Origin of the sequence: Hymenobacter cellulosivorans (assembly GCF_022919135.1) — a bacterium.
Taxonomy (GTDB): domain Bacteria; phylum Bacteroidota; class Bacteroidia; order Cytophagales; family Hymenobacteraceae; genus Hymenobacter; species Hymenobacter cellulosivorans.
On sequence record NZ_CP095049.1, the window covers coordinates 1,236,341 to 1,260,419 of the forward strand.

The 24,079-nt window shown below is 56.3% G+C and carries 23 protein-coding genes and 1 tRNA gene; 13 read left to right on the top strand and 11 right to left on the bottom strand.

Annotation, left to right across the window (positions count from 1 at the left end; all coding sequences use genetic code 11):
- Positions 1-40: 40 nt before the first annotated feature.
- The 6 genes from MUN80_RS05295 to MUN80_RS05320 form a co-directional block, all read right to left on the bottom strand.
- Positions 41-421 carry a hypothetical protein gene (locus MUN80_RS05295; RefSeq protein WP_244720564.1) on the bottom strand — a complete coding sequence of 127 codons (381 nt, stop codon included), beginning with the start codon at positions 419-421 and terminating at the stop codon, positions 41-43.
- 118 nt (positions 422-539) lie between these two features.
- Positions 540-2,099 carry a glutamate--tRNA ligase gene (gltX, locus tag MUN80_RS05300; RefSeq protein WP_244720567.1) on the bottom strand — a complete coding sequence of 520 codons (1,560 nt, stop codon included), beginning with the start codon at positions 2,097-2,099 and terminating at the stop codon, positions 540-542.
- 446 nt (positions 2,100-2,545) lie between these two features.
- Positions 2,546-2,932, bottom strand: a complete 387-nt coding sequence (locus MUN80_RS05305) for a RidA family protein (protein ID WP_244720570.1) — start codon at positions 2,930-2,932, stop codon at positions 2,546-2,548.
- A gap of 174 nt (positions 2,933-3,106) precedes the next feature.
- Positions 3,107-4,942: a glutamine--fructose-6-phosphate transaminase (isomerizing) gene (glmS, locus tag MUN80_RS05310; protein WP_244720573.1), complete on the bottom strand. Its 1,836-nt coding sequence runs from the start codon at positions 4,940-4,942 to the stop codon at positions 3,107-3,109.
- A 97-nt stretch (positions 4,943-5,039) separates the two neighbouring features.
- Positions 5,040-6,518, bottom strand: a complete 1,479-nt coding sequence (locus MUN80_RS05315) for a DUF4270 family protein (RefSeq protein ID WP_244720576.1) — start codon at positions 6,516-6,518, stop codon at positions 5,040-5,042.
- Entirely contained in the window at positions 6,502-7,314 is an 813-nt protein-coding gene (locus MUN80_RS05320) for a glycogen/starch synthase (protein ID WP_244720579.1), read from the bottom strand. Before MUN80_RS05320 ends, MUN80_RS05315 begins: the two co-directional genes overlap by 17 nt.
- 120 nt (positions 7,315-7,434) lie before the next feature.
- On the opposite strand from MUN80_RS05320, the gene panC reads away from it, so the two are divergent.
- From panC to MUN80_RS05355, 8 genes are all read left to right on the top strand, one after another.
- On the top strand, positions 7,435-8,127 hold the full coding sequence (gene panC / locus MUN80_RS05325; RefSeq protein ID WP_262922038.1) for a pantoate--beta-alanine ligase: 693 nt from the start codon (positions 7,435-7,437) through the stop codon (positions 8,125-8,127).
- Positions 8,112-8,291 carry a pantoate--beta-alanine ligase gene (locus MUN80_RS25935; protein WP_262922039.1) on the top strand — a complete coding sequence of 60 codons (180 nt, stop codon included), beginning with the start codon at positions 8,112-8,114 and terminating at the stop codon, positions 8,289-8,291. The genes panC and MUN80_RS25935 overlap by 16 nt, the downstream gene beginning before the upstream one ends.
- A gap of 85 nt (positions 8,292-8,376) precedes the next feature.
- Entirely contained in the window at positions 8,377-8,724 is a 348-nt protein-coding gene (panD, locus tag MUN80_RS05330) for an aspartate 1-decarboxylase (protein ID WP_022825546.1), read from the top strand.
- 63 nt (positions 8,725-8,787) lie between these two features.
- Positions 8,788-9,837, top strand: coding sequence for a lysylphosphatidylglycerol synthase transmembrane domain-containing protein (locus MUN80_RS05335; protein WP_244720582.1), 1,050 nt, complete (start codon positions 8,788-8,790; stop codon positions 9,835-9,837).
- Complete coding sequence (gene rfaE2, locus MUN80_RS05340; protein WP_244720585.1) at positions 9,827-10,312, top strand: D-glycero-beta-D-manno-heptose 1-phosphate adenylyltransferase; 486 nt, start codon at positions 9,827-9,829, stop codon at positions 10,310-10,312. Before MUN80_RS05335 ends, rfaE2 begins: the two co-directional genes overlap by 11 nt.
- A gap of 12 nt (positions 10,313-10,324) precedes the next feature.
- Complete coding sequence (locus tag MUN80_RS05345; protein WP_244720592.1) at positions 10,325-11,023, top strand: zinc metallopeptidase; 699 nt, start codon at positions 10,325-10,327, stop codon at positions 11,021-11,023.
- A gap of 259 nt (positions 11,024-11,282) precedes the next feature.
- Positions 11,283-12,422: an acyl-CoA dehydrogenase gene (locus MUN80_RS05350; protein WP_244720594.1), complete on the top strand. Its 1,140-nt coding sequence runs from the start codon at positions 11,283-11,285 to the stop codon at positions 12,420-12,422.
- A gap of 159 nt (positions 12,423-12,581) precedes the next feature.
- A complete protein-coding gene (locus MUN80_RS05355) occupies positions 12,582-13,505 on the top strand; it encodes a helix-turn-helix domain-containing protein (RefSeq protein WP_244720596.1) in 924 nt (307 codons plus the stop codon).
- 174 nt (positions 13,506-13,679) lie between these two features.
- On the opposite strand, the gene MUN80_RS05360 is transcribed toward MUN80_RS05355, so the two are convergent.
- Genes MUN80_RS05360 through MUN80_RS05370 form a run of 3 tightly spaced genes read right to left on the bottom strand, consistent with a single transcriptional unit; the run spans position 13,680 to position 15,569 of the window.
- On the bottom strand, positions 13,680-14,447 hold the full coding sequence (locus MUN80_RS05360) for a geranylgeranylglyceryl/heptaprenylglyceryl phosphate synthase (protein WP_244720598.1): 768 nt from the start codon (positions 14,445-14,447) through the stop codon (positions 13,680-13,682).
- On the bottom strand, positions 14,425-15,183 hold the full coding sequence (locus MUN80_RS05365) for a hypothetical protein (RefSeq protein ID WP_244720600.1): 759 nt from the start codon (positions 15,181-15,183) through the stop codon (positions 14,425-14,427). Before MUN80_RS05365 ends, MUN80_RS05360 begins: the two co-directional genes overlap by 23 nt.
- An 8-nt stretch (positions 15,184-15,191) precedes the next feature.
- Positions 15,192-15,569, bottom strand: coding sequence for a phage holin family protein (locus MUN80_RS05370; RefSeq protein ID WP_244720602.1), 378 nt, complete (start codon positions 15,567-15,569; stop codon positions 15,192-15,194).
- Between the two features lie 151 nt (positions 15,570-15,720).
- Between MUN80_RS05370 and MUN80_RS05375 the strand changes: the two genes are divergently transcribed.
- Positions 15,721-16,863, top strand: coding sequence for a J domain-containing protein (locus MUN80_RS05375; protein WP_244720604.1), 1,143 nt, complete (start codon positions 15,721-15,723; stop codon positions 16,861-16,863).
- Positions 16,864-16,925: 62 nt separating this feature from the next.
- Here MUN80_RS05375 and MUN80_RS05380 read toward each other — a convergent pair whose 3' ends face one another.
- Together MUN80_RS05380 and MUN80_RS05385 are read right to left on the bottom strand one after the other, a co-directional pair.
- Positions 16,926-18,449, bottom strand: coding sequence for a lipase maturation factor family protein (locus MUN80_RS05380; RefSeq protein ID WP_244720607.1), 1,524 nt, complete (start codon positions 18,447-18,449; stop codon positions 16,926-16,928).
- A 289-nt stretch (positions 18,450-18,738) separates the two neighbouring features.
- Positions 18,739-18,811: transfer RNA gene (locus tag MUN80_RS05385), tRNA-Phe, on the bottom strand.
- Positions 18,812-18,975: 164 nt separating this feature from the next.
- On the opposite strand from MUN80_RS05385, the gene MUN80_RS05390 reads away from it, so the two are divergent.
- From MUN80_RS05390 to MUN80_RS05405, 4 genes are all read left to right on the top strand, one after another.
- The gene (locus MUN80_RS05390; RefSeq protein ID WP_244720610.1) at positions 18,976-20,361 is read left to right on the top strand and encodes a 4Fe-4S dicluster domain-containing protein; all 1,386 of its coding nucleotides are present in this window, start codon (positions 18,976-18,978) and stop codon (positions 20,359-20,361) included.
- A gap of 150 nt (positions 20,362-20,511) precedes the next feature.
- Positions 20,512-21,372 (top strand): (Fe-S)-binding protein, encoded by an 861-nt coding sequence (locus tag MUN80_RS05395; RefSeq protein ID WP_244724837.1) that lies wholly within the window; start codon positions 20,512-20,514, stop codon positions 21,370-21,372.
- Positions 21,373-21,557: 185 nt separating this feature from the next.
- Entirely contained in the window at positions 21,558-22,040 is a 483-nt protein-coding gene (locus MUN80_RS05400) for a hypothetical protein (RefSeq protein ID WP_244720617.1), read from the top strand.
- Positions 22,041-22,195: 155 nt separating this feature from the next.
- Positions 22,196-24,079, top strand: a complete 1,884-nt coding sequence (locus tag MUN80_RS05405; RefSeq protein WP_511181484.1) for a CHU_0125 family OmpA-like outer membrane integrity protein — start codon at positions 22,196-22,198, stop codon at positions 24,077-24,079.

Below are 24,079 nucleotides of genomic sequence, written 5' to 3' on the forward strand. Positions count from 1 at the left end.
ATGGCCTTTAGAAATGTATTTCGGGTTGGGCGTCGGTGCCCTATTCGTCTTTGCTCAACTCCCCGCGCACGTCGGCTTCGGTATCAGCTTCCGGCTCGCCTTTCTTGCCCTTTTTCTTGGCTTCAGTGCTAGTACGGCGCATGAATTCCTCCTCCGTTTCCTCGGGTTCGGCTACACCGTTTTCCACTGGAAAGTCTTCGTCTTCATCCTCCACCTTCTCGCCAAACTGTCCGTCGCGGTTCACGAGCTTTTTGTCGCGCACGTGCTGGTTGAGGAAGTGGTTGATTTCCTCAATGGAGTAGTTGGAGGTGATTTCGCCCAGCGGGTTGACCTTAATTTCAAAGCCTTCAAGGTCCTTATGGACCCGCGCTTTCTTCTCGGGGTCGTTTTTCTTGCTCTTATTGACGGGTTTCTTAGCCATGATATCGTCCGTAGGTGGGTTGCTACGCTAGTGGCCTTGCCCAAATACGAAGGCCGCTCCGTACCAGGGTAGTACGAAGCGGCCTTGCTGCCGGATGCACGAATTTTAAAACGTCGCGCTAGGCGCTGATTTTGTCGGCTAGGCGGGTCACGGCGGCCTCAATGCGCTGCGCCGTTTCCTGGGTACCCAGAATGCTCATAATGGCCATCAGGTCGGGGCCGGCAGCTACGCCGGTCACTATCACGCGCAGGGCCTGTAACACCTGGCCGATTTTGACGCCCTGGCGTTCCAAAACCTGGGTCAGCAGGGCCTTAATGCCCTCGGGTGTGGCGTCCTGGGCGGCAGGTAGCTCCTGGGCAAAGGCCTGGAGTGCGGTGGCCGTTGGGGCATTCCACTTCTTGCTGATTACCTGTTCGTCGTACGTTTCAGGAGCCAGGAAGAAGTACTGGGCTTCGCGCCAGAAATCCTGGGGAAAGGTCACGCGCTCCTTCATGGCGCCCACAATTTGCACGGCCTTTTCCTCGGAGCACTCAATGTTGTGCTCTTGCAAAGCCGTCAGTAGGAATTGAGCCAGCTCGGTATCGGGCTTAGCCCGCAGGTAGTGCTCGTTGTACCAGCGCACTTTGTTCTGGTCGAAGCGGGCCGGCGACTTGCTTACGCGCTCAATGCTGAAGGCCTCAATTAGCTCGGGCATCGAGAAAATCTCCTGCTGGGAGCCAGGGTTCCAACCCAAAAAGGCCAGGAAGTTGATAAAGGCATCGGGCAGGTAGCCACTTTCGCGGTAGCCGCTGCTTACGGTAGGCTGACCGGTTTCGGCGTCGGTGCCGTGCCATTCCAGCGGGAATACGGGGAAGCCGAGCCGGTCACCGTCGCGCTTGCTGAGCTTGCCGGTGCCGTCGGGTTTGAGCAGCAGGGGAAGGTGAGCAAACTGCGGCATGGTGTCTTCCCAGCCAAAATAGCGGTAAAGCAGCACGTGCAGCGGGGCGGAGGGCAACCATTCCTCACCCCGGATTACGTGGGTGATTTCCATCAGGTGGTCGTCCACGATGTTAGCCAGATGGTAGGTCGGCATGCCGTCCGACTTCATCAGCACCTTGTCGTCGATGCTGCTGGAGTGTACTACCACCCAGCCGCGAATCAGGTCGTTGAAGCGGACTTCCTCCTTGCGCGGCACTTTCAGGCGAATCACGTAGGGCGAGCCGCTATCCAGCAGCTGCTTTACTTCGTCTTCGGGCAGGGTCAGGGAGTTGCGCATCTGGGTGCGCGTGATGCTGTTGTACTGCGGGTTGGGCACCTTGGCGGCCGTCAGGCGGGCGCGCATAGCATCCAGCTCCTCGGGCGTATCGAAGGCGTAGTAGGCGTGGCCGCTGTTGATGAGCTGCATGGCATACTCCATGTACATCGGCTTCCGCTCGCTCTGCCGGTAGGGAGCGTGCGGACCGGCCGGCTCACTCCAGGGGCTTTCGTCGAGCTCAATGCCGCACCACTTCAAGGACTCGGCAATGTACTGCTCGGCACCAGGCACAAAGCGGTTCTGGTCGGTATCTTCAATGCGCAGCAGCATCTTGCCGCCCATCTTACGCGCAAACAAATAGTTGTACAGCGCCGTGCGCACGCCGCCGATATGTAACGGTCCCGTAGGGCTGGGCGCAAAACGCACCCGTACTTCTCTCTCCATATAAACAAAAATTCGCGTCGTTTCTGACAGAAACGCGCCGCGAAGGTACAAAGATCAACCGGTGAAATAGTGAGATAGGAAAATGGTGAGTTTGCCGTTCAATTTGTGCTAACGGCATAGGCAGAACCCCAACTCACCATTTCCCCATCTCAGCGCTAGTCCCGATTCCGATACGTGAGGTAGAGCACCAGGCCCAAGGCGGTAATACCCCACGAATAGCCCAGGCAACGGTAGTGCCCCACTGGTCAATCCAGGTCAGGAGCATGGATTTCATACCCAGGAAAGGCAGAATCAGCGACAACAGGCCGAGCAGCAATAAGCCAAGTCCAAGTTCTTTCATACAGTACGAGGTGAGATAAGAAGATAAAGAAACGGTGCCTTCAGCAGACAAGCCTGCTTGCGCAAGCACAACGAAAAACACACCATTTCCCTATACTGCCAACTCTCTATTTAACGGCTATGCAGGAAATTTCTACCTGCACGTCTTTGGGCAGGCGACTCACTTCTACCGTTTCGCGGGCCGGGGCGTAGTCGGCCGTGAAGTAGCTGCCATAGATTTCGTTGATCAGACCGAAGTTGCCGAGGTCCTTGACGAAAATGCTGCACTTCACCACGTCGAGTAGGGTCATGCCGGCGGCGGCCAGTACGGCCTGCAGGTTGCGCATTACCTGGTGGGTTTCGGCGGCTACATCGCCGCCACCAATGAGCTGGCCCGAGGCGGTATCGAGAGCAATCTGCCCCGAAACGTAGACGGTATTGCCGGCCTGAATAGCCTGACTGTAAGGACCGATAGGAGCAGGAGCGTCGGGCGAGTAGATGATGGTGTTAGCCATGAGGAAAAGCAATACGAGTGGAAAATCAGTCTTGAACTCAAAAGTAAGCGGAAAAAATGCTCCAACGCTTGGCCTGCCCACTCTTGAGATACAGCAACTGCCGAAGCCCAACAGCAAAAAGCCCCACCGAATTGCTTCGGTGGGGCGTGATAGAGCGTGCTAATTAAAGCTTGCTTACTCGACCGTTACGGACTTAGCCAGGTTGCGGGGCTGGTCCACGTTGCAGCCGCGCAGGACGGCAATGTGGTAGGAGAGCAGCTGCAGCGGAATTACCGATACCAGCGGCATCAGTACTTCGCTCGTCGCGGGCACCTCGATGGTAAACTCGGCCATAGCCGGAATCACCGTGTCGCCTTCGGTTACCACAGCAATGATGCGGCCTTTGCGGGCTTTCACTTCCTGGATGTTCGACACTACCTTCTCGTAGGAGCTGTCTTTGGTAGCAATAACCACGACCGGCATGTTCTCGTCGATCAGCGCAATCGGACCGTGCTTCATTTCGGCCGCAGGGTAACCCTCGGCGTGGATGTAGCTGATTTCCTTGAGTTTCAAAGCGCCTTCCAGAGCTACGGGGAAGTTGTAGCCCCGGCCCAGGTAGAGGAAGTTTGGAACGTCGCGGAAAATTTCGGCAATGGCCTCAATCTCGTCGTTGAGCTTCAGCGCCGTTTCCACTTTCGCGGGGATGTTGCTTAGCTCCACCATCAGCTCACGCATCTTGGAGTCGGTGAGGGTGCCGCGCTTGTGGCCCACAATCATGGCCAGCAGCGTCAGAACCGTTACCTGAGCCGTGAAAGCCTTGGTCGAAGCTACCCCAATTTCGGGGCCAGCATGGGTGTAGGCACCAGCGTCGGTAGCACGGGCAATGCTCGAGCCTACCACGTTGCAGATACCGAAGATGGTTGCGCCCTTGCTCTTGGCCAGCTCAATGGCAGCCAGCGTATCGGCCGTTTCGCCCGACTGGGAAATGGCAATAACGATGTCGCGTTCGGTGATGATAGGGTTGCGGTAGCGGAACTCCGACGCATACTCTACTTCCACCGGAATGCGGGCCAGGTCCTCAATTAGGTACTCAGCCACCAGGCCGGCGTGCCACGAGGTGCCGCAGGCTACGATGATGATACGGTCGGCGTTGACAAACTTGCGCTCATACGCCCGGATGCCACCCATGTTCAGGTGACCAGCCTCTAGCTCCAAACGACCCCGCATAGAGTCGAGAATCGAGCGGGGCTGCTCAAAAATCTCCTTTAGCATGAAGTGCTCGTAGCCGCCCTTCTCGATGCTGTCGAGCTCCATCTCCAGCTTCTGGATGTAGGGCGTCTGCTGCACGTCTTCCTTGGTCCGGATGTCAAGCTTCCCGTCGCGGATAACCGCAATTTCGTAGTCGTTGACGTATACTACCTCGTTGGTGTACTCAATGATAGGCGTGGCGTCGGAGGCCAGGAAGAATTCGTCCTTGCCCACACCAATTACCAGCGGGGAGCCTTTACGGGCAGCAATCAGCTGGTTAGGGTCATCCTTGCTGAGCACTACAATTGCGTAAGCACCTACTACTTCGTGCAGGGCCAAGCGCACAGCTTCTTCCAGCGAGCAGCTGTTCTGCTTCTGGATTTCCTCAATCAGATTGACAAAAACCTCCGTATCGGTGTCGGAGTGGAACACGTGGCCTTGCTTCTGCAAGTGGGTCTTCAGGGCCGCGTAGTTTTCGATGATGCCATTGTGAATAATGGCAATCCGCTCGGAAGTCGAGTAGTGCGGATGAGCATTCGAGTCGTTCGGCTCGCCGTGGGTAGCCCAGCGCGTGTGGCCCATGCCAATATGCGCGTGAGTATCCTTTTCAGCAATAAAGGCTTCCAGGTCATTTACCTTGCCTTTTTTCTTGTATACATTCAGTGCTCCGTTCAGCAGAGCCACGCCCGCTGAGTCGTAACCCCGGTATTCCAGCCGGCGCAGACCTTTTAGAATAATGGGACAGGCTTCACGGTGCCCGATGTAAGCGACAATTCCGCACATAGTGTGTCAGAGAAAGAGTTGTTGAGAGAAAAATCACTCCGGCCCGGCCCCTCAACAAAGGCCGTGCCGGAGTGATTCGTGTGAAAGCAGCTGAGCCTTAGCGCAGCTTGGAAGAGTATACGCGCAGCTTGATGTTCTGGGCATCAAGTACGCTACGGTTAAGTGACAGATCAAATGAGCGGCGCAGCACTGGGCTTAGCATCAACGCCGCAGCCTGCTCTCCGAGCTGGTTGGAGAGGTAGGCCTGCAAGTACGTGGTGATGACCACGCTGTAGTATTTCTTATTGCTGTCCACGTCGTACAGTGCCACCACGGCTTCGCGGCCCTGGCCTAGTTGGTTCTGCAAGTTGGCTTGTACAATTCGCTCGACCGGCGAAATGTTTACCGTCCGTTGCAGTACCCGGTTTCTGGCGTTTATCTCGTAGAGAAAAGCTGAGGTGGGATTCGTTTGGAACAGCAGTGTACCCGACGATTTGATGGGAATAATCAGCTCTGCGCGGTTAATAGCCAGCCCAGGCTGGTTTGCCAGTTCTTTCAGGCCCGGAATGCTCAGCTTGGTAGCTAGGCCCAGCCCTTGCTGCATGTAAGTCACGCTGTCAGCGACGCGCAACGACTGCGTACCATCCAGCAGTTGGCTGAACGGAGCTTTGAAGTCGGTGGTAATCTGGGTGTAGTAGCGGGGCGTGTTGGCGTCGCCGCTCACGTAGGATGAGCCCAGGCGTACCCGGTAGCGCAGTTTTAGAGTAGCAGTACCGTTAAGCTCCGTACCGTGGTAGTACACGTACACGCAGTTGACCGCCGAGCGGTTCAGCGCTAGAATGGCCCCAGTTTGATTGCTCGACGGCACAATAGCCAGTCCTTTCCAAAGAGCATTCAGCTTGCTTTGATTGAAGGAAGCATCCTTGAGCGCCGTAAACAGCGTGTTAGCAAAATCGGAGTTGCGGACTTTGTCTTTCTGAATAACCAGTCGGATAGTCTGGTCGGGGTTCTTGGAGGGTAAGGTGCTGTCAGCAGCTGGGTTTTTCTTTCTTTTCAGCACCCCAGGGTTCACGGCTACCTGCGTCGTGATGGTGCGGTTTAGGGAGCTGATAAGCTTGTCACCAATCTGGTCACCTAGTTCCACGTCGGTAACACCAGCGTTGTAAGTCTTTTTTTCCTCCAAGCCGTCTTTCAGCTTAAACAGGTCGAAGCTAACGGGCTGGGTAGCGCTACCATACACCTGGTCGAACGACGACACCAGCACTACGGAGTCGAGCACCGGCGTTTTAACCGCGCTAGGCAGCGTGTCGGAGCTGGCCCGCAGGTTAAAGTAGCCTTTGGCAGTGGTAGTACCGATGGTAGCATCCGTGAGCCGGCCTGCCAATACCCGCTCCGCGTTCAGCGTTTCCACCGAATCCTGCAGGATAGTTGAGGCATTAACGCGGTAGTCGCGGTACTCAGTAGTAACGGGGGAAGAGCCCGGCAGCTCCACGCTCAGGTCATTAGGATCTTCGCAGCTGGTAGCGGCGAACAGTAGAGCTGAGGACAGAATAGAAACCGAGGCTACTCGGAAGGCGCTGCTAATTGGCCAATTCATTATAAAGCGTGTAGTAAGAGGAAAGCAGGTTTTCGTCGGCGCTAACCTGGCCAATCTGACGCTTCTGCGAGTACTCCGTAAACATAGCGTTCAGATTGTCGCTGAAGTCCTCGTCGGATTTCACCACTGAGTCCGCATATTCCATGCCCACCTTGATGAAGCCGCCAAAGTCGGCCGACTTCAGGGCCGCCAGCATTTCATCATCGATGTCGAGCATTTTGGCCTTCTCGATGATGTCGCCTTCAAATTTGTGGCTGAATTCGTTGTTGTAGATGGTGAATACCGACTTGGCATCCTTGAAGATAGGGTCCTTCTTATAAGTCGTCTTCAGGTACATCGGAATCAGGCCCGTCATCCAGTCGTTGCAGTGCACGATATCGGGAGCCCAGCCCAGTTTTTTCACCGTTTCGAGTACACCCTTGCAGAAAAAGATGGCGCGCTCATCGTTGTCGGCGTGGAACTTATCGTTTTTGTCGACCAGCACCGACTTGCGGTGGAAGTAATCTTCATTGTCGATGAAGTATACTTGCAGCTTCGCATTCGGAATGGAAGCTACTTTGATGATAAGCGGCTTCTCTTCTTCACCAACGGCGATGTTGATACCCGAGAGGCGCACTACTTCATGCAAACGGTTCTTACGCTCGTTGATAATACCGAAACGGGGCACGAAAATGCGGATTTCCATCCCCATCTCCTGCATTCCCTGCGGTAGCATGCGCAGAAACTCCGCTACCTTGGTCGTCTGCAAAAACGGGTTAATTTCCGTGGCAGCGTAGAGTATTCTCAACTTGGACATATAGAGTCAGTTGGTGTGATTGGGATAGGGCAACACTTTGGGATGCACAAAATTAAGCATTTTTGAGCGAATTATCAATTAAACCAGCCCAAGCACTCTGTGAACGGGCCTTTTCACCCTATGGAGATACTCCAATCGGCTGCCGCGTTGCAAGCCCAGACGGAAATCTGGCGGCAGAATAAACTGCGAATTGGGTTGGTACCCACGATGGGTGCCCTGCACGAAGGCCACCTGCAACTGGTGCGGGCCGCGGCCCAAGACAATGACGTGGTCGTTGTGAGCGTGTTTGTCAACCCCACGCAGTTCAACAACGCTGAAGACTTCCGGCTCTACCCGCGCGTGCCCGACGCCGACGCCGCGCTGCTGGGCCCGGCGGGCTGCACAGCCCTGTTCATGCCTTCTGTCGAGCAGATGTATCCGCAGCCCACGGTGTTACGCTTTGATTTCGGGCCCCTGGAGCAGGTGATGGAAGGCGAGCACCGCCCCGGCCATTTTCACGGGGTAGCCACGGTAGTCAGCAAACTCTTTCACCTGAGTCGGCCCCACCGAGCGTATTTTGGTCAGAAAGACTTGCAGCAGGTGGCCGTTATTCGGCAGCTCATTGCCGATTTGTCATTTGATCTGGAATTGGTAGCCTACCCCACCATCCGGGAAGCTGACGGGCTGGCTATGTCCTCGCGCAACCGCCGTTTGAGCCCCGAGGCCCGGGCCGCTGCGCCCCGACTATACGAGGCCCTGGCGCTGGGCGCTTCCTTAGTAGAAGAGCAGCAACACACCCCGAAGCCGTGCAGCAGGCTGTGGAGCAGTTCTTAGCGGCCGAGCCGGGCATAGCGTTGGAGTATTTTACCCTGGCCGACGGCCGTACACTGCAGCCCATCACGGGGCAGTGGAGCTCGGGCAGCTTGGTAGCGCTGTGCCTGGCGGCCCACGTGGGTGGTGTGCGTCTCATTGACAACGTGCTGGTGACGCTGCCTTAGGCGGAGTGGAGTTGTACGGGTAAGGCTCAGGCGTTCGGTGCTATTTAGCTACCTTTGCGCCCTGAAAATCACCGGTTCTTTACTCATGCATATCGAAGTTCTCAAGTCCAAAATCCACCGGGCCAAGGTAACCCAGGCAGAGCTCCATTACGTAGGCAGCGTCACCATCGACGAAGACCTGCTGGACGCGGCCAACATGGTGGAAAATGAGAAGGTTACTATCGTCAACGTCAACAACGGGGAGCGGTTCGAAACGTACACCATCCGCGGTGAGCGGGGTTCGGGCATGATCTGCTTGAACGGCCCGGCTGCCCGCCGGGTCGCCGTCGGTGATATTGTCATCATTTTCTCCTACGCCCTGATTGATTTTGCCGAGGCCCGTGCGCATAAGCCCACGCTGGTATTTCCGGATCAGCACAATCGGCTGGTGTAAAGAAGAAGAGGAAAACACGGGAGCCGCCGGCTCCCGTGCGTATTTGTTGCGTGTAGAATTTTCATGAAGAAGCTGCTTACTATTCTCAAGTATGCCCTGCTGCTGTCCGTTTCGGGCCTGCTGATGTGGTATGCCGTACAAGGCCAGGACCTAAACAGCATTGGGCGGCACTTGCAGGAGGCCGACTATACTTGGCTCATCATCACGATGATTCTCTCGGCCCTCGGCTATTTTAGCCGGGCTTACCGCTGGAAGATGCAGCTGGACGCTACCGAGCACCGGGCCCCCTTCTGGGACGTATACCACGCCATGATGGTGGGCTACTTGGCTAATATGGTACTGCCGCGCATGGGCGAAGTGATTCGTTGTTCGGTGCTGCAGCGTACCAGTAAAGTGCCCGTACAGGTTGCCCTGGGAACCGTCGTGACCGAGCGGGTTATTGATGTACTGGTGCTGCTCTGCCTGCTGGGCGGTACGCTGCTGCTCGATTTCAACACCTTCTGGTCGTTTGTGACTGATAAGCTGTTGGCTGGCCGCTACGACGATATTGCCCGCAACCGCACCCCGTTGCTGGTAGCCGGGGTTATTGCATTGGTGCTATTGTTGGGCCTGGCCTATGCCTTGTTCCGCAACCTGGAGCGGCTGCGGCAGAACGCGCTGTTCAACAAGGTAATGGTGTTTCTGAAAGGACTGCTGGCCGGCGTGTTCAGCGTCCTGAAGCTGGAAAATAAAGGCTTGTTTCTGCTGCATACCTTCTTCACTTGGGCTGTGTATTACCTGATGGATTACCTGGCCTTTAAGTGCTTTCCGGCCACGTATTCGCTCGATATGAAAGCCGGCTTGGCCGTGCTGACCTTCGGCGCGTTCGGCATGGCCGCCCCGGTGGCGGGTGGCATCGGGCCGTTTCACGTGATGGTACAGGGCATTCTGCTGGCCTATGGTATCAGCAAGGAAGCCGGTATTGCTTACGCGCTGGTGGTCCACGGCTCCCAGACGATTCTGGTAGTGCTCATGGGGGGTATCAGCTTCGTGGCCAGCATGATGAAGTCGGGCCGTTCGTTGCGGGAGCTAACGGCTGAACCTACTCTATCTGTGACGACGGATGTGGAGTAAGGATAAAATTGTCAGCCCAGCGGACCTGGAGCTGCGGTTGGCCCAGTGGCGGACCGAGGGCAAGCAGGTTGTCTTCACCAACGGCTGCTTCGATCTGCTTCACCTGGGGCACGTCGATTACCTGGAAAAAGCCCGGAACCTGGGCGACGTCATGGTGTTGGGCCTTAATACGGATGCTTCCGTGAGCCGGCTCAAGCCCGGGCGGCCGTTGCAGGACGAAGTGTCACGCGCGCGGATTCTGGCGTCCCTTTTGTTTGTGGATGCCGTGGTTCTGTTCGACGAGCCCACGCCGCTGGAGCTAATTACTCTGGTCAAACCCGACATCCTGGTGAAGGGCGACGACTACGCTGTCAGTGGAATTGTGGGCCACGAATTGGTGTTAGCAAATGGCGGGCAGGTACTCACCGTACCACTCGTGCAGGGCTACAGCACCACTCGTATTGTCGAGCGGATTCGCGCCCAACTTCACTCCTAAGCAACTTCCCTCATGTACTACAACGCAAGCCCAATTTACTTTCTCATCATCGCGGCGATGATCGTAAGCTGGATCATTCAGTGGCGGCTGCGCAGCAAGATGAATACCTATGGCCAGATTGGTTTGCAGTCGGGCCTGTCGGGCCGGCAGATTGCCGAACTGATGCTCGCCGACCATAACATCACCGACGTTCGGGTGATTTCCACCGAAGGCCGGCTGACTGACCACTACAACCCAACCGACAAGACCGTTAACCTCAGCGAGGCTGTTTACGGGGAACGTAGCGCCGCCGCCGCCGCCATTGCGGCCCACGAATGTGGCCACGCCGTGCAGCACGCCACTGCCTACAGCATGCTACAGTTCCGCTCGGCCATGGTCCCGGCTTTGAGTAGCGTGTCCCGGTTTATGCCCTTTATTCTGCTGGCTGGGGTGCTGATGATTCGCACCTCGCTGATTCCGCTGGGCGTGGGCATTGCTCTGTTTTCGCTCACCACGCTCTTTTCCTTCGTGACGTTGCCCGTCGAGTTCGACGCTAGCCGCCGGGCCCTGGCCTGGATTGACGAGCGTGGCATCGTAACGGCCAAAGAGCACGCCATGGCCAAGGATGCTCTCTGGTGGGCTGCCATGACCTACGTAGTAGCCGCCCTTAGTTCTCTGGCTACGCTGCTCTATTACGTGAGCATTTTCATGGGTAGCCGCGACCGGCGCTAATCGGTCGGCTGACTAGTACTGATTCTTATTTAAAGAGTCGCTCCGTACCTGGGGCGACCCTTTTTATTTCCATGGCGGAACTGTAGGACAGAGCCCAGAGGTTGCTAGGCCAAACCCGGCGCCACGATTTTAGTTATATAGGCGGCTAACCTAATAAAATTGCGGCCTACTGCTTATTGTCCAACTTTGAAAGGCTAATTTCGCCCCCAAATTCAGCCGCCTCGGCGGTGCCTTCCTCCCACCCAAGCGTACCATTCTAATGGATTTTCAGCTCACCGAAGAACAACTCGCCGTCCAGTCGGCGGCCCGCGACTTTGCCCAAACCGAATTGTGGGCCGGCGTTATTGAGCGCGACGAACACCAGAAATTTCCCACCGAGCAAATCAAGAAGATGGGCGAGCTGGGCTTTTTGGGGATGATGGTAAGCCCCGAGTACGGCGGCGGCGGCATGGATACGGTTTCGTATGTGCTGGCCATGGAAGAAATTTCCAAGGTTGATGCCTCTTGCTCCGTTATTATGTCGGTAAACAACTCGCTGGTGTGCTGGGGCCTGGAAAAGTACGGCAACGAGGAGCAGAAGCGTAAGTGGCTACCCAAGCTGACCAGCGGTGAAATTATCGGTGCCTTCTGCTTGTCGGAGCCCGAAGCCGGTTCCGACGCTACCATGCAGCGCACCACTGCCGAGGACAAAGGTGATTATTACCTGCTCAACGGCACCAAAAACTGGATTACCAACGGCAGCTCGGCTTCCGTGTATCTGGTTATTGCCCAGACCAACCCCGAGCTCAAGCACCGCGGTATCAACGCCTTCATTGTGGAGAAGGACATGCCCGGCTTCGTGGTAGGGCCCAAGGAAAACAAGCTCGGCATCCGCGGCTCCGATACACACTCGTTGATGTTTACGGACGTAAAGGTGCCTAAGGAAAACCGCATCGGCGAAGATGGTTTCGGCTTCAAGTTCGCCATGCAGACCCTGGCCGGCGGCCGTATCGGCATTGCGGCCCAGGCGTTAGGTATTGCTTCCGGCGCTTTCGAGCTGGCCCTGAAGTACTCGAAGGAGCGTAAGGCCTTCGGCGTCGAAATCGCCAAGCACCAAGCTATTCAGTTTAAGCTGGCCGACATGGCTACCAACATCGATGCTGCCCGCCTCTTATGCTTGCAGGCCGCCAACGATAAGGACTCCCATCAGGACTACGCCAAGTCGGGCGCCATGGCCAAACTCTTCGCTTCGAAAGTTGCTATGGAAACAGCCGTTGAAGCCGTGCAGGTGCATGGTGGCTACGGTTTTGTGAAAGAATTCCACGTAGAGCGCCTAATGCGCGATGCCAAAATCACGCAAATTTATGAGGGAACTTCTGAGATTCAGAAAATTGTAATCTCTCGTGAATTGTTGAAGTAGATTTGGAATTGCCTAAAAGTCAGATTCATTGCATTAAACCCAGCCAAAAATTGGCTGGGTTTTTCGTTTTTGTGAATTTTTATATGTTATTTTGCATTGTCTAAATCCAGCCTTTCCACTGGCCGGTTTTATGCCGGTACCCCAACCACCCCCTAGAATATGGAAGATTACAATAAAGTGATAGAGTCGCTTGGTGTACGATACATTAAAGCGAAAAATCTGGTCCTGCAGCAGCCGTTTACGGTTCGGAATTACTATGATGTCGGCAACAATCTGATCCTGCTTCACAAGGGCAAGATTGCCTTCGGCGACGAGGAACAAGTGGTGGAGGAAGGCGAAATGCTCTTCATCCCCGGTGGCCGCGCTACCAAGGTTAGCTACGGCGAAGCAGCTGGGAAGTCAATTACCAACGACGACCTGATTAGCAACAAAGACAAGTTCTTCCACTCCAACGCCGACCTGGACCTGATTGGCGATGCCGAGGAAAGCCACAGCCACGTGAGCTTTGAGGCTAAGGTGTTTGACTCGGTCAACTTCTTCGCCTCGCTCGACGTGCCCGCCTTCCTGATTACCGGCAACTCGAAGCTGGCCAATCTGGTGATTAAGGTGGTGGAAGAAAGCCTGCAGGAGCTGCCCGGCCGGGAGCGTCTTATCACCATCTACACCGAGAATATCGTGGTGGAGATTGTGCGCTACATCCTCAAGAACAAGATGTTCGTGGAGCAGCTGGCTACCAATAGCACCTATTTCAAGGACCCACGCCTCATCGACCTGTTCAACTACATTAAGGAGAACATCGGTGGCGACCTGTCGAACAAGGTTCTGTCGAGCGTGGCCAACGTGTCGGAAGACTACGTGGGGCAGTACTTCAAGATGCTGACCGGCATCAATCCCCAGGACTACATCGAGTACCAGCGCATGGAACGTGCCGTATTCCTGCTCCGCACCACCAAGAAAAGCATCCGCGACATTGGTAAGGAAGTGGGCTACAAGGACACGGCCTACTTCTGCCGCCGCTTCAAGATGATGTTCGGTATTCCGGCCGGCAAGATGCGCCGCCGCGAATCGGCCATGAACATTTAACCACGGATTCGACGGATTAGTCGGATTTTGTGGACGATTGTCCCAAATACAAAAAGGCCACCCGCAGGGGTGGCCTTTTTGTTGGACTGTACTTTTCTTTCGAGCGGTAGGAGCGGCAATAGCGTCGGCGGCCGCGCCGTCTACAAAATCCGACTAATCCGTCGAATCCGTGGTTCAGACAATATCCAGCACGGCGTTAAACGTGCGGACGACCTTCGACATTTCAGCCAGGAACTCCGGAGATTTCTCGATTTGGTTGCCGATGACAATAACGTCGGCACCGGCGGCCAGAGCAGTATGAGCCTTTTCAGCGGTATTAATGCCGCCGCCCACAATCAGGGGCGTGTCGGTGGCCTGGCGTACAGCCCGAATCATAGCCGAGGAAACCGGATACATAGCGCCGCTGCCACCATCGAGGTACATCAGGCGCAGTCCTAGTTGTTCGCCAGCCATAGCTGTACAGGCCGCAATGGTGGGCTTGTCGTAGGGTAGGGGCGTAGTACCGCTCATGTAGCTGGCCGTAGTCTGGCGGCCCGTATCCACGAGCATGTAGCCGGTGGGCAGAATCTGCAGGTTACTAGCCCGCAGCAGCGGAGCTGCTACCACGTGCTGCCCAATGAGAAAGTCGGGGTTGCGGCCCGAAATCAGGGACAGCAGCAGGATACCGTCGGCTTGGGTATCGAGGTGAAGGCTGTGGCTGGGAAACAGCAGCACGGGCACGGTGCTGCGGCTTTTTACTAAACGAATGAGCGACGCCTGGTGAGAATTCATCACCAGGCTGCCGCCCACAAAAAAGTAATCAACAGGGTGTACTTCACTCAACTCCAGCAGTTGCCGGCACCCAGCCTCGTCCAGATGGTCTGGGTCGAGCAGGACAGCCAGAGATTTCTGGCCCCGGGCGCGGCGCTTACTGAGGGTTTCATGCAGATTGGTGAGGCGCATCCGCTTCGTCGTGGTGATACGTAAAGTCGATATCCTTCGTCTCGGGCTCGACGGTAAACGAGCCGGGAGAAGTTGCAAGGTCGGGATTTTTGACCACAGGCAAATATTCACCAACTTTTTTCGCCACATACGCCATCAGAACGGCTGTCACCTGCGCCAGCAGCATCTTGCCGGTGTCCGACTGCATAAAGCTCTGGAAGGCGCCGGCCATCAGACTGGCCGCTTCCGACGACTGCTCGGCTTTGGGCCGATAAGCTGCTGGATAAGGGCGGGCTGATGAGCGGGATACCGGCGGAAACGGGTCCATATCGGAGTCGGTATGGTACACGTCGGGGGCAATATGGGCCCGCTCGTGCTGCCGCGGCTCTTGGTAGCCCCGGTCGTTCTGGTGGGCATGCGCCGAGCCAAAGCCCAGATCATCTGCCACGGCCGTATCGACGTCGGAGTAATGACTGTCGCGGTGCTTCAGTCTTTTCTTAGATGAAGCAATCCGGTCATGCATGTCAAACTCTTCCAGACCTTCGTCGAAGGTCGAGTGCTTTTTGCTGCTGAAAGCCTTTTTGATCAGCCAGAGGCTCCCGAACAGGCCGGCGCCAATGAGGGCATATTTGCCTGCCGTTTGGGTTTTTTCTTTAATTTCATCAACGTCGCCCTGCAAAGCCCGCTCGTACTCAAGCTTTTGGCGCTCCAGAAACTCTCTTTCGTCGTCGAACAGGGGATTATTCAGCTCAGCCATGAGGTTGGTTATGCTTGGCGTTTGTCAGATTTGTAAATGGTGTTGTTCAGCAGCTTGTCGGCCAAGCCCTGAAACAACTTTTTGTCGACGCCCACCAAGAAGATGATGAGCAGCACCAGGTAAAACCCGGCTACCGCCCCGAATCCCCAGAAAGAGCTGTCGAAGGCCTCATTCAGGGCCAGGCCGGCAAAAATGCTCAGGAAAATCAGGAACATCAGGCCAATCAGGCCCATGGCTGCGCCATGCACCGTGCCGACAAAAGCCAGCTTGACTTTCTCCTGAACTTCAAGGCGGACTAAGTCGATACGCGTATCGAGGTAGCCTTTAAGATTGCCCACCAAGCTGTCGTTGCGGGGCGTTTTGGAAGCGTCGTCGTCGTAAGCCATACGGCGGGGAGAAGAATAGCGAGAAAAGATGTTAGACAGGTCGGAGACCGGAAAAGTGGGCGAGGAGCCTGCTTTTCGGTTTGCTGGTTCATACGCAAAACCACACTTCGTGTCTGAATTTTGCGTTACTTTTACTATATAACACCCCGTTTTGAGCCAAAATCATTATCAGGTACTAGGTGTTTCTGCTACGGCTTCGGTGCAGGAAATAAAGCTGGCTTACAAGCGGTTGGCTATTCAGTTTCACCCCGATAAGCACGGCGGTAGCACTCAGTTTGAGGAGCAGTTCAAAGCCGTTAGTGCGGCTTACCACGTGCTGGGCGACCCGGCCCGCCGCGCTTCCTACGACCACCAATTACGAGCCGCCGCACTGCGCGCCGATGAGGCCCGTCGGCAACAGCAATACCGGGCACAGGGCCAGCATGTGTATGGCGTGCCCATGCCGCCGGCCGAGCCGTTGCGCACCCGGCGTCCGGCTGGCTCTACCGAGCGCCACTACCAGACCATTTCGAAGCGCCGCACCAAGTTTACGCGCCGTGACTACCTGCTAACGGCGGGCCTGGCTGCGCTGCTGTTGCTGTTCATCGTGTCGGTGAAGGTGACCATGGACCACGTGACGGCCGTGAGCAATTACGAAAATGGGCTGCAGGCCTACGCCGGCAAAAAGTGGAGTACGGCGCACGGGTTCTTTTCGGAAGCCCTGCAGTTCAAGCCGCATTACAAGGAAGCCTTGCAGCGCCGGGCTGAAATCGAGCAGCTTATTTATGGCAATTACAAGGCTGCCCGTAGTGACTACCAAGTGGCGTTGGCAGAAGACAATGCTCCCCGCGACGCGGCCGTGCTGCTCTACCGGCTTGGGCAGTGCCAGGCTGCGCTAGCCCAGAAAGACTCGGCCCAGCGCAGCCTGACCCAGGCCCTGGCCCTGGACTCGACCCTGAGTGGAGCCTGGTTGGCTCGCGGGGAGCTGCGGCTGTTTGAGCTGCTGCAGTTCGACGGGGCCATCACCGATTTATCGGCCGGTCTGCGGCTGCGGAGTGCGGCCGGAAAAGCTCCCTCCCTGAAGTACCTCACGTACCGGGGCCTGGCACATTACAAGCTGCGCGACTTTGGGGCTGCCCGCGCCGATTACCGGGAAGTGCTGCTGCAAAATCCCAAAAATGGACAGGTTCATTTTCTGCTGGGTCGGCTGGCCCAACAGGAGGGCAACGCGCCAGCCGCCTGCGAGTTTTTTCGGCGGGCTATTCAATTAGGATACTTGTATGCCGGCGAGGCTTTACAGCAAAACTGCCCGTAGGGGAGCCGCCGCCCGCTGAGCCTATCCCACAGCCGGGCCACCAACATCCGTAACCGCGCGCCTTACTGTGCCCAGCCCGCATTTTGCAGAACCTGCACCAAACGCGGGTCGTCGGCAGAGAGTGGGGGCAACCAGATATCTACCCGCTCCCGCTGCCACCATTGTCCTTGCGGGTTACCGGGCTGAGCAAACATGTAGCGGTAACGCACGGCCCGGATGTAGCGCGGTGGCTGATTAGGAAAAGGATTACCGGCGAATAGGCTAACCGCGCCCGGGTCGTTATGGAGCAGCTTCCAGACCAGGTGGAGTGTCCAGGGATATTCCGCCGGTGAGGCCATGGCCGCAAACCACATCTGCCAGTCCAGGCGCAATTGGTAGGGGGCAACCTGGGGCGGACGCTGGTTGAGGGCCACGGGCAGGCCTTTGTAAGGATACGGCTTCCACACGGCATTTTCGCCGGCCACCTCGTCCAGCGTGCCTTCAAACACCACATTCAGCCGTTCCTGGCCTACCGAGCCGAATGCGCCGTAAGTGTTGACCAGGTTCAGCGGGTCAAAGGATGTATTCATGATTTGTCCGGGTGACACCAAGTTCAGGGCCGGCTGAATGCTAAGCAGGATCAATACTGCCGTTACCACCCGCACCGTGGTGCGGTGCGGCACCGATTCCTTGGCTCGGGCCGCGGCCGCCGCGGCACGTCCAACCAATTGCCGTGGCAGCAGCCGGGCCCAGAATCCATCATCAAAGCAGGCCAGCGCCGGCACAATAGTCAGCCAGTTCAGAAACGACAGGTTGCCACTGAGAATGATACTGAACTGCAACAGCACCATGATTATCCCCGCCGTGTGACGAGCTATTCGCGGACTGAAGGCAAAAAGGGGCACCACGAGCTCAGCCAGCCAGTTGAACCATACCCCAATCTGTAGCGCCGCACGCGGCAAGAAATGAAACCACCGGCTTAGGGGACCCGGAATAGGCTGGGTTTCGAAGTGGTAGTAGAGGGCAGTACTATTGCGCCATACCTCGTCGCCCCGCACCTTAATCAGGCCCGCGCCCAGCATAATGCGAAAGATAAGCCAGCGGAATAGAACGATGATAGGAAGGGGAGGTGCCGTGCGGGGAAAAGGCCGCAGCTCCAGCACAGGGCACAGGAAAATGGCCAGGAACCCCGTTTCCGTCAGTTGAATTTCCCACCCGTAGTCGTACCATTCCTGCCCAACGTTGACGAAGGACATGTACAGCACCCACAAGAGAGCCAGTAGCGGCATGTTGGCGAAGCCCGCCACCACAAGTAGGGAAAGCGCCAACCCAGCCCAGGCTGCTACTAGCAGGGCCGCATCCGAATGCCCAAGCCAGAACAGAGACGGCAACCGTAAAAAGCCCGCACCGTCCGAGCCCAGCGTATGGCTCACCTGCTCAAGGAAAAGGCCCACTGGTAGCAGGCCGTTGGAGCCAATCAGGGGAATAATCTGGTTGATGGCCACCAGAAAGGCTACGGCGTAGAGTGCGCCCAGCAGCCGCAGGATAACAAACCGGGTCAGCCAGTACGTGGGAGTCGGAGCAGTAGTAGCAGAAGTATTTTCCATGGTGGCAGCCCGAATGGAAATGAAAACTCGCTGATTTGCGACGTGTGGTCCGGGGGCTGACGCGGTAAGAATACTTGCCCTTCTGCCACCCGTACGGCCTATGAGTACTTCTGAAGCCGCTGGGGAGTTAGGTTGAGGTTCAGCAGAATTGCGGGTAGATTGGGTCTAAGTAGCTGATGGATAAGATATATTGCTTATAAATAGTCAGCGTCAAGCTAATTATGCCCACTTGCTGCACCAGTCCGAAAAACAAAAAAGCCCTTCCGCGGGAAGCAGAAGGGCTTTTTAGTGGTAATGGTTGGAATCGAACCAACGACACCAGCATTTTCAGTGCTGTGCTCTACCAACTGAGCTACATTACCAGCTCTTGGCCCCCGTGGGCCGTTATTGCCGTTGGGGAGCACAAAAGTAGTAAAGGAAAATGAACCTGCAAGTCTTCATGAAAAAAATCTTTCTGCCGAGAAATCCGTAATTTGTTATGCATAACGAGTATATTTCGGACCTAACCCCAAACCTACCCTTTCCCGTGCATTTCTCTATCCAAAACATCCTCTTCTTGCTCGTCGCGGCGGCAGGCTTCGGTCTGTTTGCGTGGCAGGTTCGCAAGATCCGGGCAAACATCCTCGTCGGGCGCGACCGGGATATGTCGGGCAACGTCAGCGAGCGGCTGAACAAAACCTTGCTGGTGGCCTTTGGTCAGCAAAAGATGTTCAAGCGCATCACTCCCGCCTTGTTACACCTGATTGTGTACGTGGGTTTCATCGTCATCAATATCGAGGTCATCGAGATTATGATTGATGGCCTCTTCGGCACCCACCGCGCCCTGAGTTTTCTCGGGCCGTTGTATAGCGCGCTAGTCGGGACAAATGAGATACTGGGAGCGTTGGTTATCGTGGCGGTAGCGGCCTTCTGGTGGCGCCGCAACGTGAAAGGAGTGCGCCGCTTTACCGGCCCCGAGCTACGCATGTGGCCCAAAATGGACGCCAACATCATTCTATACATCGAGGTGATTCTGATGGTGGCTCTGTTCCTGATGAATGCCTCCGACTTGAAGCTGCACCAGATGGAGGGCCAGGACCTACCGGGCGCTTTCCCGATTAGCTCCTTGCTGACGGGCTTGCTGCCCAACAACGTGGGTGCCCTGGAAATTCTGGAGCGCGTGAGCTGGTGGGCGCATATCGTGGGCATTCTGGCCTTTCTCAACTACCTGCCTAGCAGCAAGCACTTCCATATCATCCTGGCATTCCCGAACGTGTATTATTCGCGCTTGGTACCGCAGGGTCAGTTCTCGAACGTGGACAGCATCACCCACGAGGTGAAGGCCATGATGGACCCGAGCTACCAAGTACCGGCTCCGGCCACCAACCCCGACGGCTCGGCTATGGCGCCCACGCCTTTTGGGGCCAAGGATGTAAACGACCTGGCCTGGACCAACCTGCTGAATGCGTACTCCTGCACTGAGTGCGGCCGCTGCACCTCGGTATGCCCGGCCAACATTACTGGCAAGCTGCTCTCGCCGCGCAAGATCATCATGGATACCCGTGACCGGATGGAGGAGAAATATAATTCTCCCCTGATTTTCCAACCCAACCTCTACGGAACCGAAGCCAAGCATGCCGAGCAGGAAGTGCTCGACAAGGAAAACCACACGCTGCTGCGCGGCTACGTGACGCCCGAGGAGCTTTGGGCCTGCACCACCTGCAATGCCTGCGTGGAAGCCTGCCCCGTAAACATTAACCCGCTGGAAAGCATCGTGGAAATGCGCCGCTTCCTGGTGCTGGAAGAGTCGGCCGCGCCGAACTCACTGAACGTGATGTTCTCCAACATCGAGAACAACGGGGCGCCCTGGGCCTTCTCGCCTTCGGACCGCTTTAACTGGGCCGACGAGCTGTACGTGGCCGAAAAAGCATAAATGGCGTTGTCAGTTGCTGGTTGTCAGTTGTCAAAGAATGAACAACGGCGAGCAGGACTGACGGCACTACCTGACAACTAACAACTGACAACTGTCAACTACAATACAATGGCTGAGCAAACTGCCACCCGTCAAATCAATGTTCCGCTCATGTCCAACCTGGCTGCGGCCGGGGAAGAGCCCGAAATCCTGTTCTGGGTGGGCTGTGCCGGAGCTTTCGACGACCGGTACAAGCGCGTTACCCGGGCTTTCGTCCGGATCCTGGAGCACGTGGGCGTGAAGTACGCCGTGCTGGGCATGGAAGAAACCTGCACCGGCGACCCGGCCAAGCGTGCCGGCAACGAGTTCCTGTTTCAGATGCAGGCCATGCAGAACATTACCACGTTCGAAGGCTACGGCATCAAGAAAATCGTGACGGCCTGCCCGCACTGCTTCAACACGATTAAGAACGAGTACCCCGCCCTGGGCGGCAACTACGAAGTCATTCACCACAGCACCTTCCTGCAGCAGCTCATCAATGAGGGCCGGGTGGGCGTGGCTGGCGGCGGTGAGTTCAAGGGCCAGCGCATTACCTTCCACGACTCCTGCTATCTGGGCCGGGCCAACAACATTTACGAAGCCCCGCGCGACGTGCTGGCCGTATTAGATGCTGACCTGGTGGAAATGAAGCGCAGCAAAGCCAACGGTCTGTGCTGCGGGGCCGGCGGGGCCCAGATGTGGAAAGAGCCCGAGCCCGGCAAGAAAGACATCAACGTGGAGCGCACCGAGGAAGCCCTGGCCGCTTTAGATGGCAACGCCGCGGCTCTGCACAATCTGCTCGGCGTGGAAAGCGGCAATGCTGGGGCCACACCAGCCCCGCGCAACGCCCAGCAGGGCAGCATCATTGCCGTGTCGTGCCCGTTCTGCATGACCATGATGAGCGACGGGGTTAAGAACAAGGAGCGCGAAAACAATGTGCAGGTGTTCGATTTGGCCGAGCTTATTGCCACCGCTGAAGGTCTGAATGCCTAAGCGGGCTAAGTAGCTGGCGTCAAGAAAGCTATTGACTAGTAGAAGCCCGAATAAAACTGCCCCGGCGGAACTTCCGACCGGGGCAGTTTACGTTTATAGTAGCAGGTTGCCGTACTATTGCTGCACTTTGGTTGTTGCACTGTTGTAGCCGCGTGGCTACGGGTTTTGCCTTTGTTTCGTACCCTATGTTTGTACCTTTCTCTGAGCTTCCGGCTTCGGCCCGGATTTGGATTTACCAGGCCAGTCGGCCCTTTACCACTGCCGAAATAGCGCAGGTAGAGCCCGCGCTGCAGCGTTTCGCGGCCGAGTGGACCAGCCACGGCCGCAATCTGGAGGCCTCGGCGGCTATTCTACACCACCAGTTTCTGGTTATCGGGCTGAATGAAGCCGTAGCCGATGCCAGCGGCTGCTCCATTGATGCCTCCGTGCGGTTTGTACGATTGGTGGAAGAGCAAATTGGGCTGCAGCTCCTGGAGAAGTCGCAACTGGCCTTTCTCATTGATGGGAAAGTGGAGTTAGTGGACCGGCGGCAGCTACGTCAGGCTATTGCAGAAGGCCGCCTAACGGCTGATACTCCGTATTTTGACAACACCGTCGCAGAAAACAGCAAACTGGGGCCGCTGTGGCCGGCGCCGGCGGCAACGACCTGGCTGGCCAGATATTTCTAATTCCTGGAAATGTTTTTGGCCAGGAGTAAAATAATGGGTAAACTTAGTATTATTGCTAGGCTCAAGAGGGCAGAAAGCCGGGCCTTTTATCATTTCACTTTCAGACATCCATGAGGAAACTACTGTTTGTGTGCGCTGCGGCAGGCTCGGCAGCAATGCTTAGCAGTTGTGCTACAACGGGCAGCGTGAGCAAGGCGGATAAGCGCTTTGCCCGCGGTGAATACGAAACTGCAATTGAACTATACAAAGCGGATGTTGCTAAAGGCAAGAATGTAGCTATGGCCAACTTCCGCGTGGCGGAGTCCTACCGGCTCTCAAACCGCATTGAACAGTCGGAAGGCTACTACAAGGCTGCTATAGACGGGGGCGTTAAAAACCCGGATGCGGCTTTCTATTACGGGCTGGCTTTGAAAGCCAACGGCAAATTTGATGAGGCAGCTTCGCAGTTTGAAGCTTACACCCAGAATGGAGCCAATCGAGCCCTGGCTGCACGGGCCGAAACGGAAGCTAAAAACTCCCGGCTCGGCACCCAGATTGTGGCTATGCGCACCAACAACGAGGTGACGCCCCTGGACCAGCTCAACACGCCCTCGGCCGAGTTTAGCGCCACCATGATGCCTACGACCAAGGAGCTGGTTTTTGCTTCGGGGCGTGAAGGCAAAAAGTACGCCGGTAACGGAGAAGGCTTCAATGACCTGTTCGCCATTAAGTTTGACGACGAGGCCAAGATGACGGGTGGCACGGTGCGCAAGCTCGAGCCGGCCTTCAACACCGACGATATGCACGAGGCCAGCGCTACTTACTCGCCCGATGGCAAGATGGTGGTATTTGCCCGCTCCAACAACGGCTCGAAGAAAGGCTACCTGAGCGTTGACCTGTGGGCTTCGTTCTTCAAGAACGGCGTATGGGAAGAGCCGAAGCTCATCAACATTAATGACCGGACGGCCGACGACTTCTCCCCGGTATTCTCGCCGGATGGACAGACGCTGTACTTTGCGTCGGGTCGTAAAGGCGGCCAGGGTGGCAACGACCTATACAAGGCAACGCTGGGCGCTAATGGCCGCTTCACGCCGGCCGAAAACCTGGGCCCGGAAATCAACACGGCCGGCAACGAAAACTTCCCGGCAGTGGCCCCTGATGGCACCCTGTACTTCTCTTCTGACGGGCACCCCGGCTTGGGTAAGCTCGATATCTTCATGGTGGACAAAGGCAAGGTGAAAAACCTGGCGGCCCCTATCAACAGCAACAGCGACGATTTTGCCCCCTTCTTCACGGGCAAGGACATGGGCGTTTTCTCCTCAAACCGCTCCGGCGGCAAAGGCAGCGACGACCTGTATATGTTCCGCAAAAAGCCGCTCAAGCTCGTCACGTTCTACGCCGACGGTACGCTGGTGGAGCGCAACGACAAAACCGGCGAAACGCTGCCCGTTGCCAACGAAACCGTGGCCTTGTTCGATAGCAAAGGCCAGAAGCTGCAGGAAGTGACTTCCGGCGCCGATGGTAAGTTCTCTATCAAGCTCGACTCAGCGGCGGCCAACTATTCGCTTATTTCGGACCGGGCTGGTTACTTCACCGCCCGCAACAGCGTGAGTACCGTGGGGCGCAAGCCTACCCAGGAAGAGCTGCCTAATGAGCTGAACGACATCAAGGTGCCAGTGACGCTCACCCTGACCAAAATCGTGAAGAACAAGGCTATTGTGGTCGACAATATTTTCTACGATTACAACAAGTCGGACATTCGCCCGGATGCCGCAGCCGAGCTGGATAAGCTGGTGCAGACACTCAATGATAACCCCAAAATTACCATTGAGCTCAGCTCGCACACCGACTCTCGCGGTAAGGATGCCTACAACCAGACTCTGTCGCAGAAACGCGCGCAGTCGGCCGTAGACTACATTATTTCCAAAGGGGTTGACAAGTCGCGGATTACGGCCAAGGGCTACGGTGAAACCCAGCCTGTGATTAAGGCCGCTAAGACCGAAGAAGATTACCAGCGTAACCGTCGCACCGAGTTTAAGGTGACGAAAATTTCTGAGTAA

Bases quoted from the DNA above. Each gene is read 5' to 3' on its own strand.
- MUN80_RS05320 (WP_244720579.1), bottom strand. From the start codon at position 7,314: ATGTCCAAGTTGAGAATACTCTACGCTGCCACGGAAATTAACCCGTTT.
- MUN80_RS05315 (WP_244720576.1), bottom strand. From the start codon at position 6,518: ATGAATTGGCCAATTAGCAGCGCCTTCCGAGTAGCCTCGGTTTCTATT.
- panC (WP_262922038.1), top strand. From the start codon at position 7,435: ATGGAGATACTCCAATCGGCTGCCGCGTTGCAAGCCCAGACGGAAATC.
- MUN80_RS05295 (WP_244720564.1), bottom strand. From the start codon at position 421: ATGGCTAAGAAACCCGTCAATAAGAGCAAGAAAAACGACCCCGAGAAG.
- MUN80_RS05405 (WP_511181484.1), top strand. From the start codon at position 22,196: ATGCTTAGCAGTTGTGCTACAACGGGCAGCGTGAGCAAGGCGGATAAG.
- MUN80_RS05395 (WP_244724837.1), top strand. From the start codon at position 20,512: ATGTCCAACCTGGCTGCGGCCGGGGAAGAGCCCGAAATCCTGTTCTGG.
- MUN80_RS05365 (WP_244720600.1), bottom strand. From the start codon at position 15,183: ATGGCTGAGCTGAATAATCCCCTGTTCGACGACGAAAGAGAGTTTCTG.
- MUN80_RS05335 (WP_244720582.1), top strand. From the start codon at position 8,788: ATGAAGAAGCTGCTTACTATTCTCAAGTATGCCCTGCTGCTGTCCGTT.
- rfaE2 (WP_244720585.1), top strand. From the start codon at position 9,827: ATGTGGAGTAAGGATAAAATTGTCAGCCCAGCGGACCTGGAGCTGCGG.
- MUN80_RS05355 (WP_244720596.1), top strand. From the start codon at position 12,582: ATGGAAGATTACAATAAAGTGATAGAGTCGCTTGGTGTACGATACATT.
- glmS (WP_244720573.1), bottom strand. From the start codon at position 4,942: ATGTGCGGAATTGTCGCTTACATCGGGCACCGTGAAGCCTGTCCCATT.
- MUN80_RS05380 (WP_244720607.1), bottom strand. From the start codon at position 18,449: ATGGAAAATACTTCTGCTACTACTGCTCCGACTCCCACGTACTGGCTG.
- MUN80_RS05350 (WP_244720594.1), top strand. From the start codon at position 11,283: ATGGATTTTCAGCTCACCGAAGAACAACTCGCCGTCCAGTCGGCGGCC.
- gltX (WP_244720567.1), bottom strand. From the start codon at position 2,099: ATGGAGAGAGAAGTACGGGTGCGTTTTGCGCCCAGCCCTACGGGACCG.
- panD (WP_022825546.1), top strand. From the start codon at position 8,377: ATGCATATCGAAGTTCTCAAGTCCAAAATCCACCGGGCCAAGGTAACC.
- MUN80_RS05400 (WP_244720617.1), top strand. From the start codon at position 21,558: ATGTTTGTACCTTTCTCTGAGCTTCCGGCTTCGGCCCGGATTTGGATT.
- MUN80_RS05370 (WP_244720602.1), bottom strand. From the start codon at position 15,569: ATGGCTTACGACGACGACGCTTCCAAAACGCCCCGCAACGACAGCTTG.
- MUN80_RS05345 (WP_244720592.1), top strand. From the start codon at position 10,325: ATGTACTACAACGCAAGCCCAATTTACTTTCTCATCATCGCGGCGATG.
- MUN80_RS05360 (WP_244720598.1), bottom strand. From the start codon at position 14,447: ATGCGCCTCACCAATCTGCATGAAACCCTCAGTAAGCGCCGCGCCCGG.
- MUN80_RS05305 (WP_244720570.1), bottom strand. From the start codon at position 2,932: ATGGCTAACACCATCATCTACTCGCCCGACGCTCCTGCTCCTATCGGT.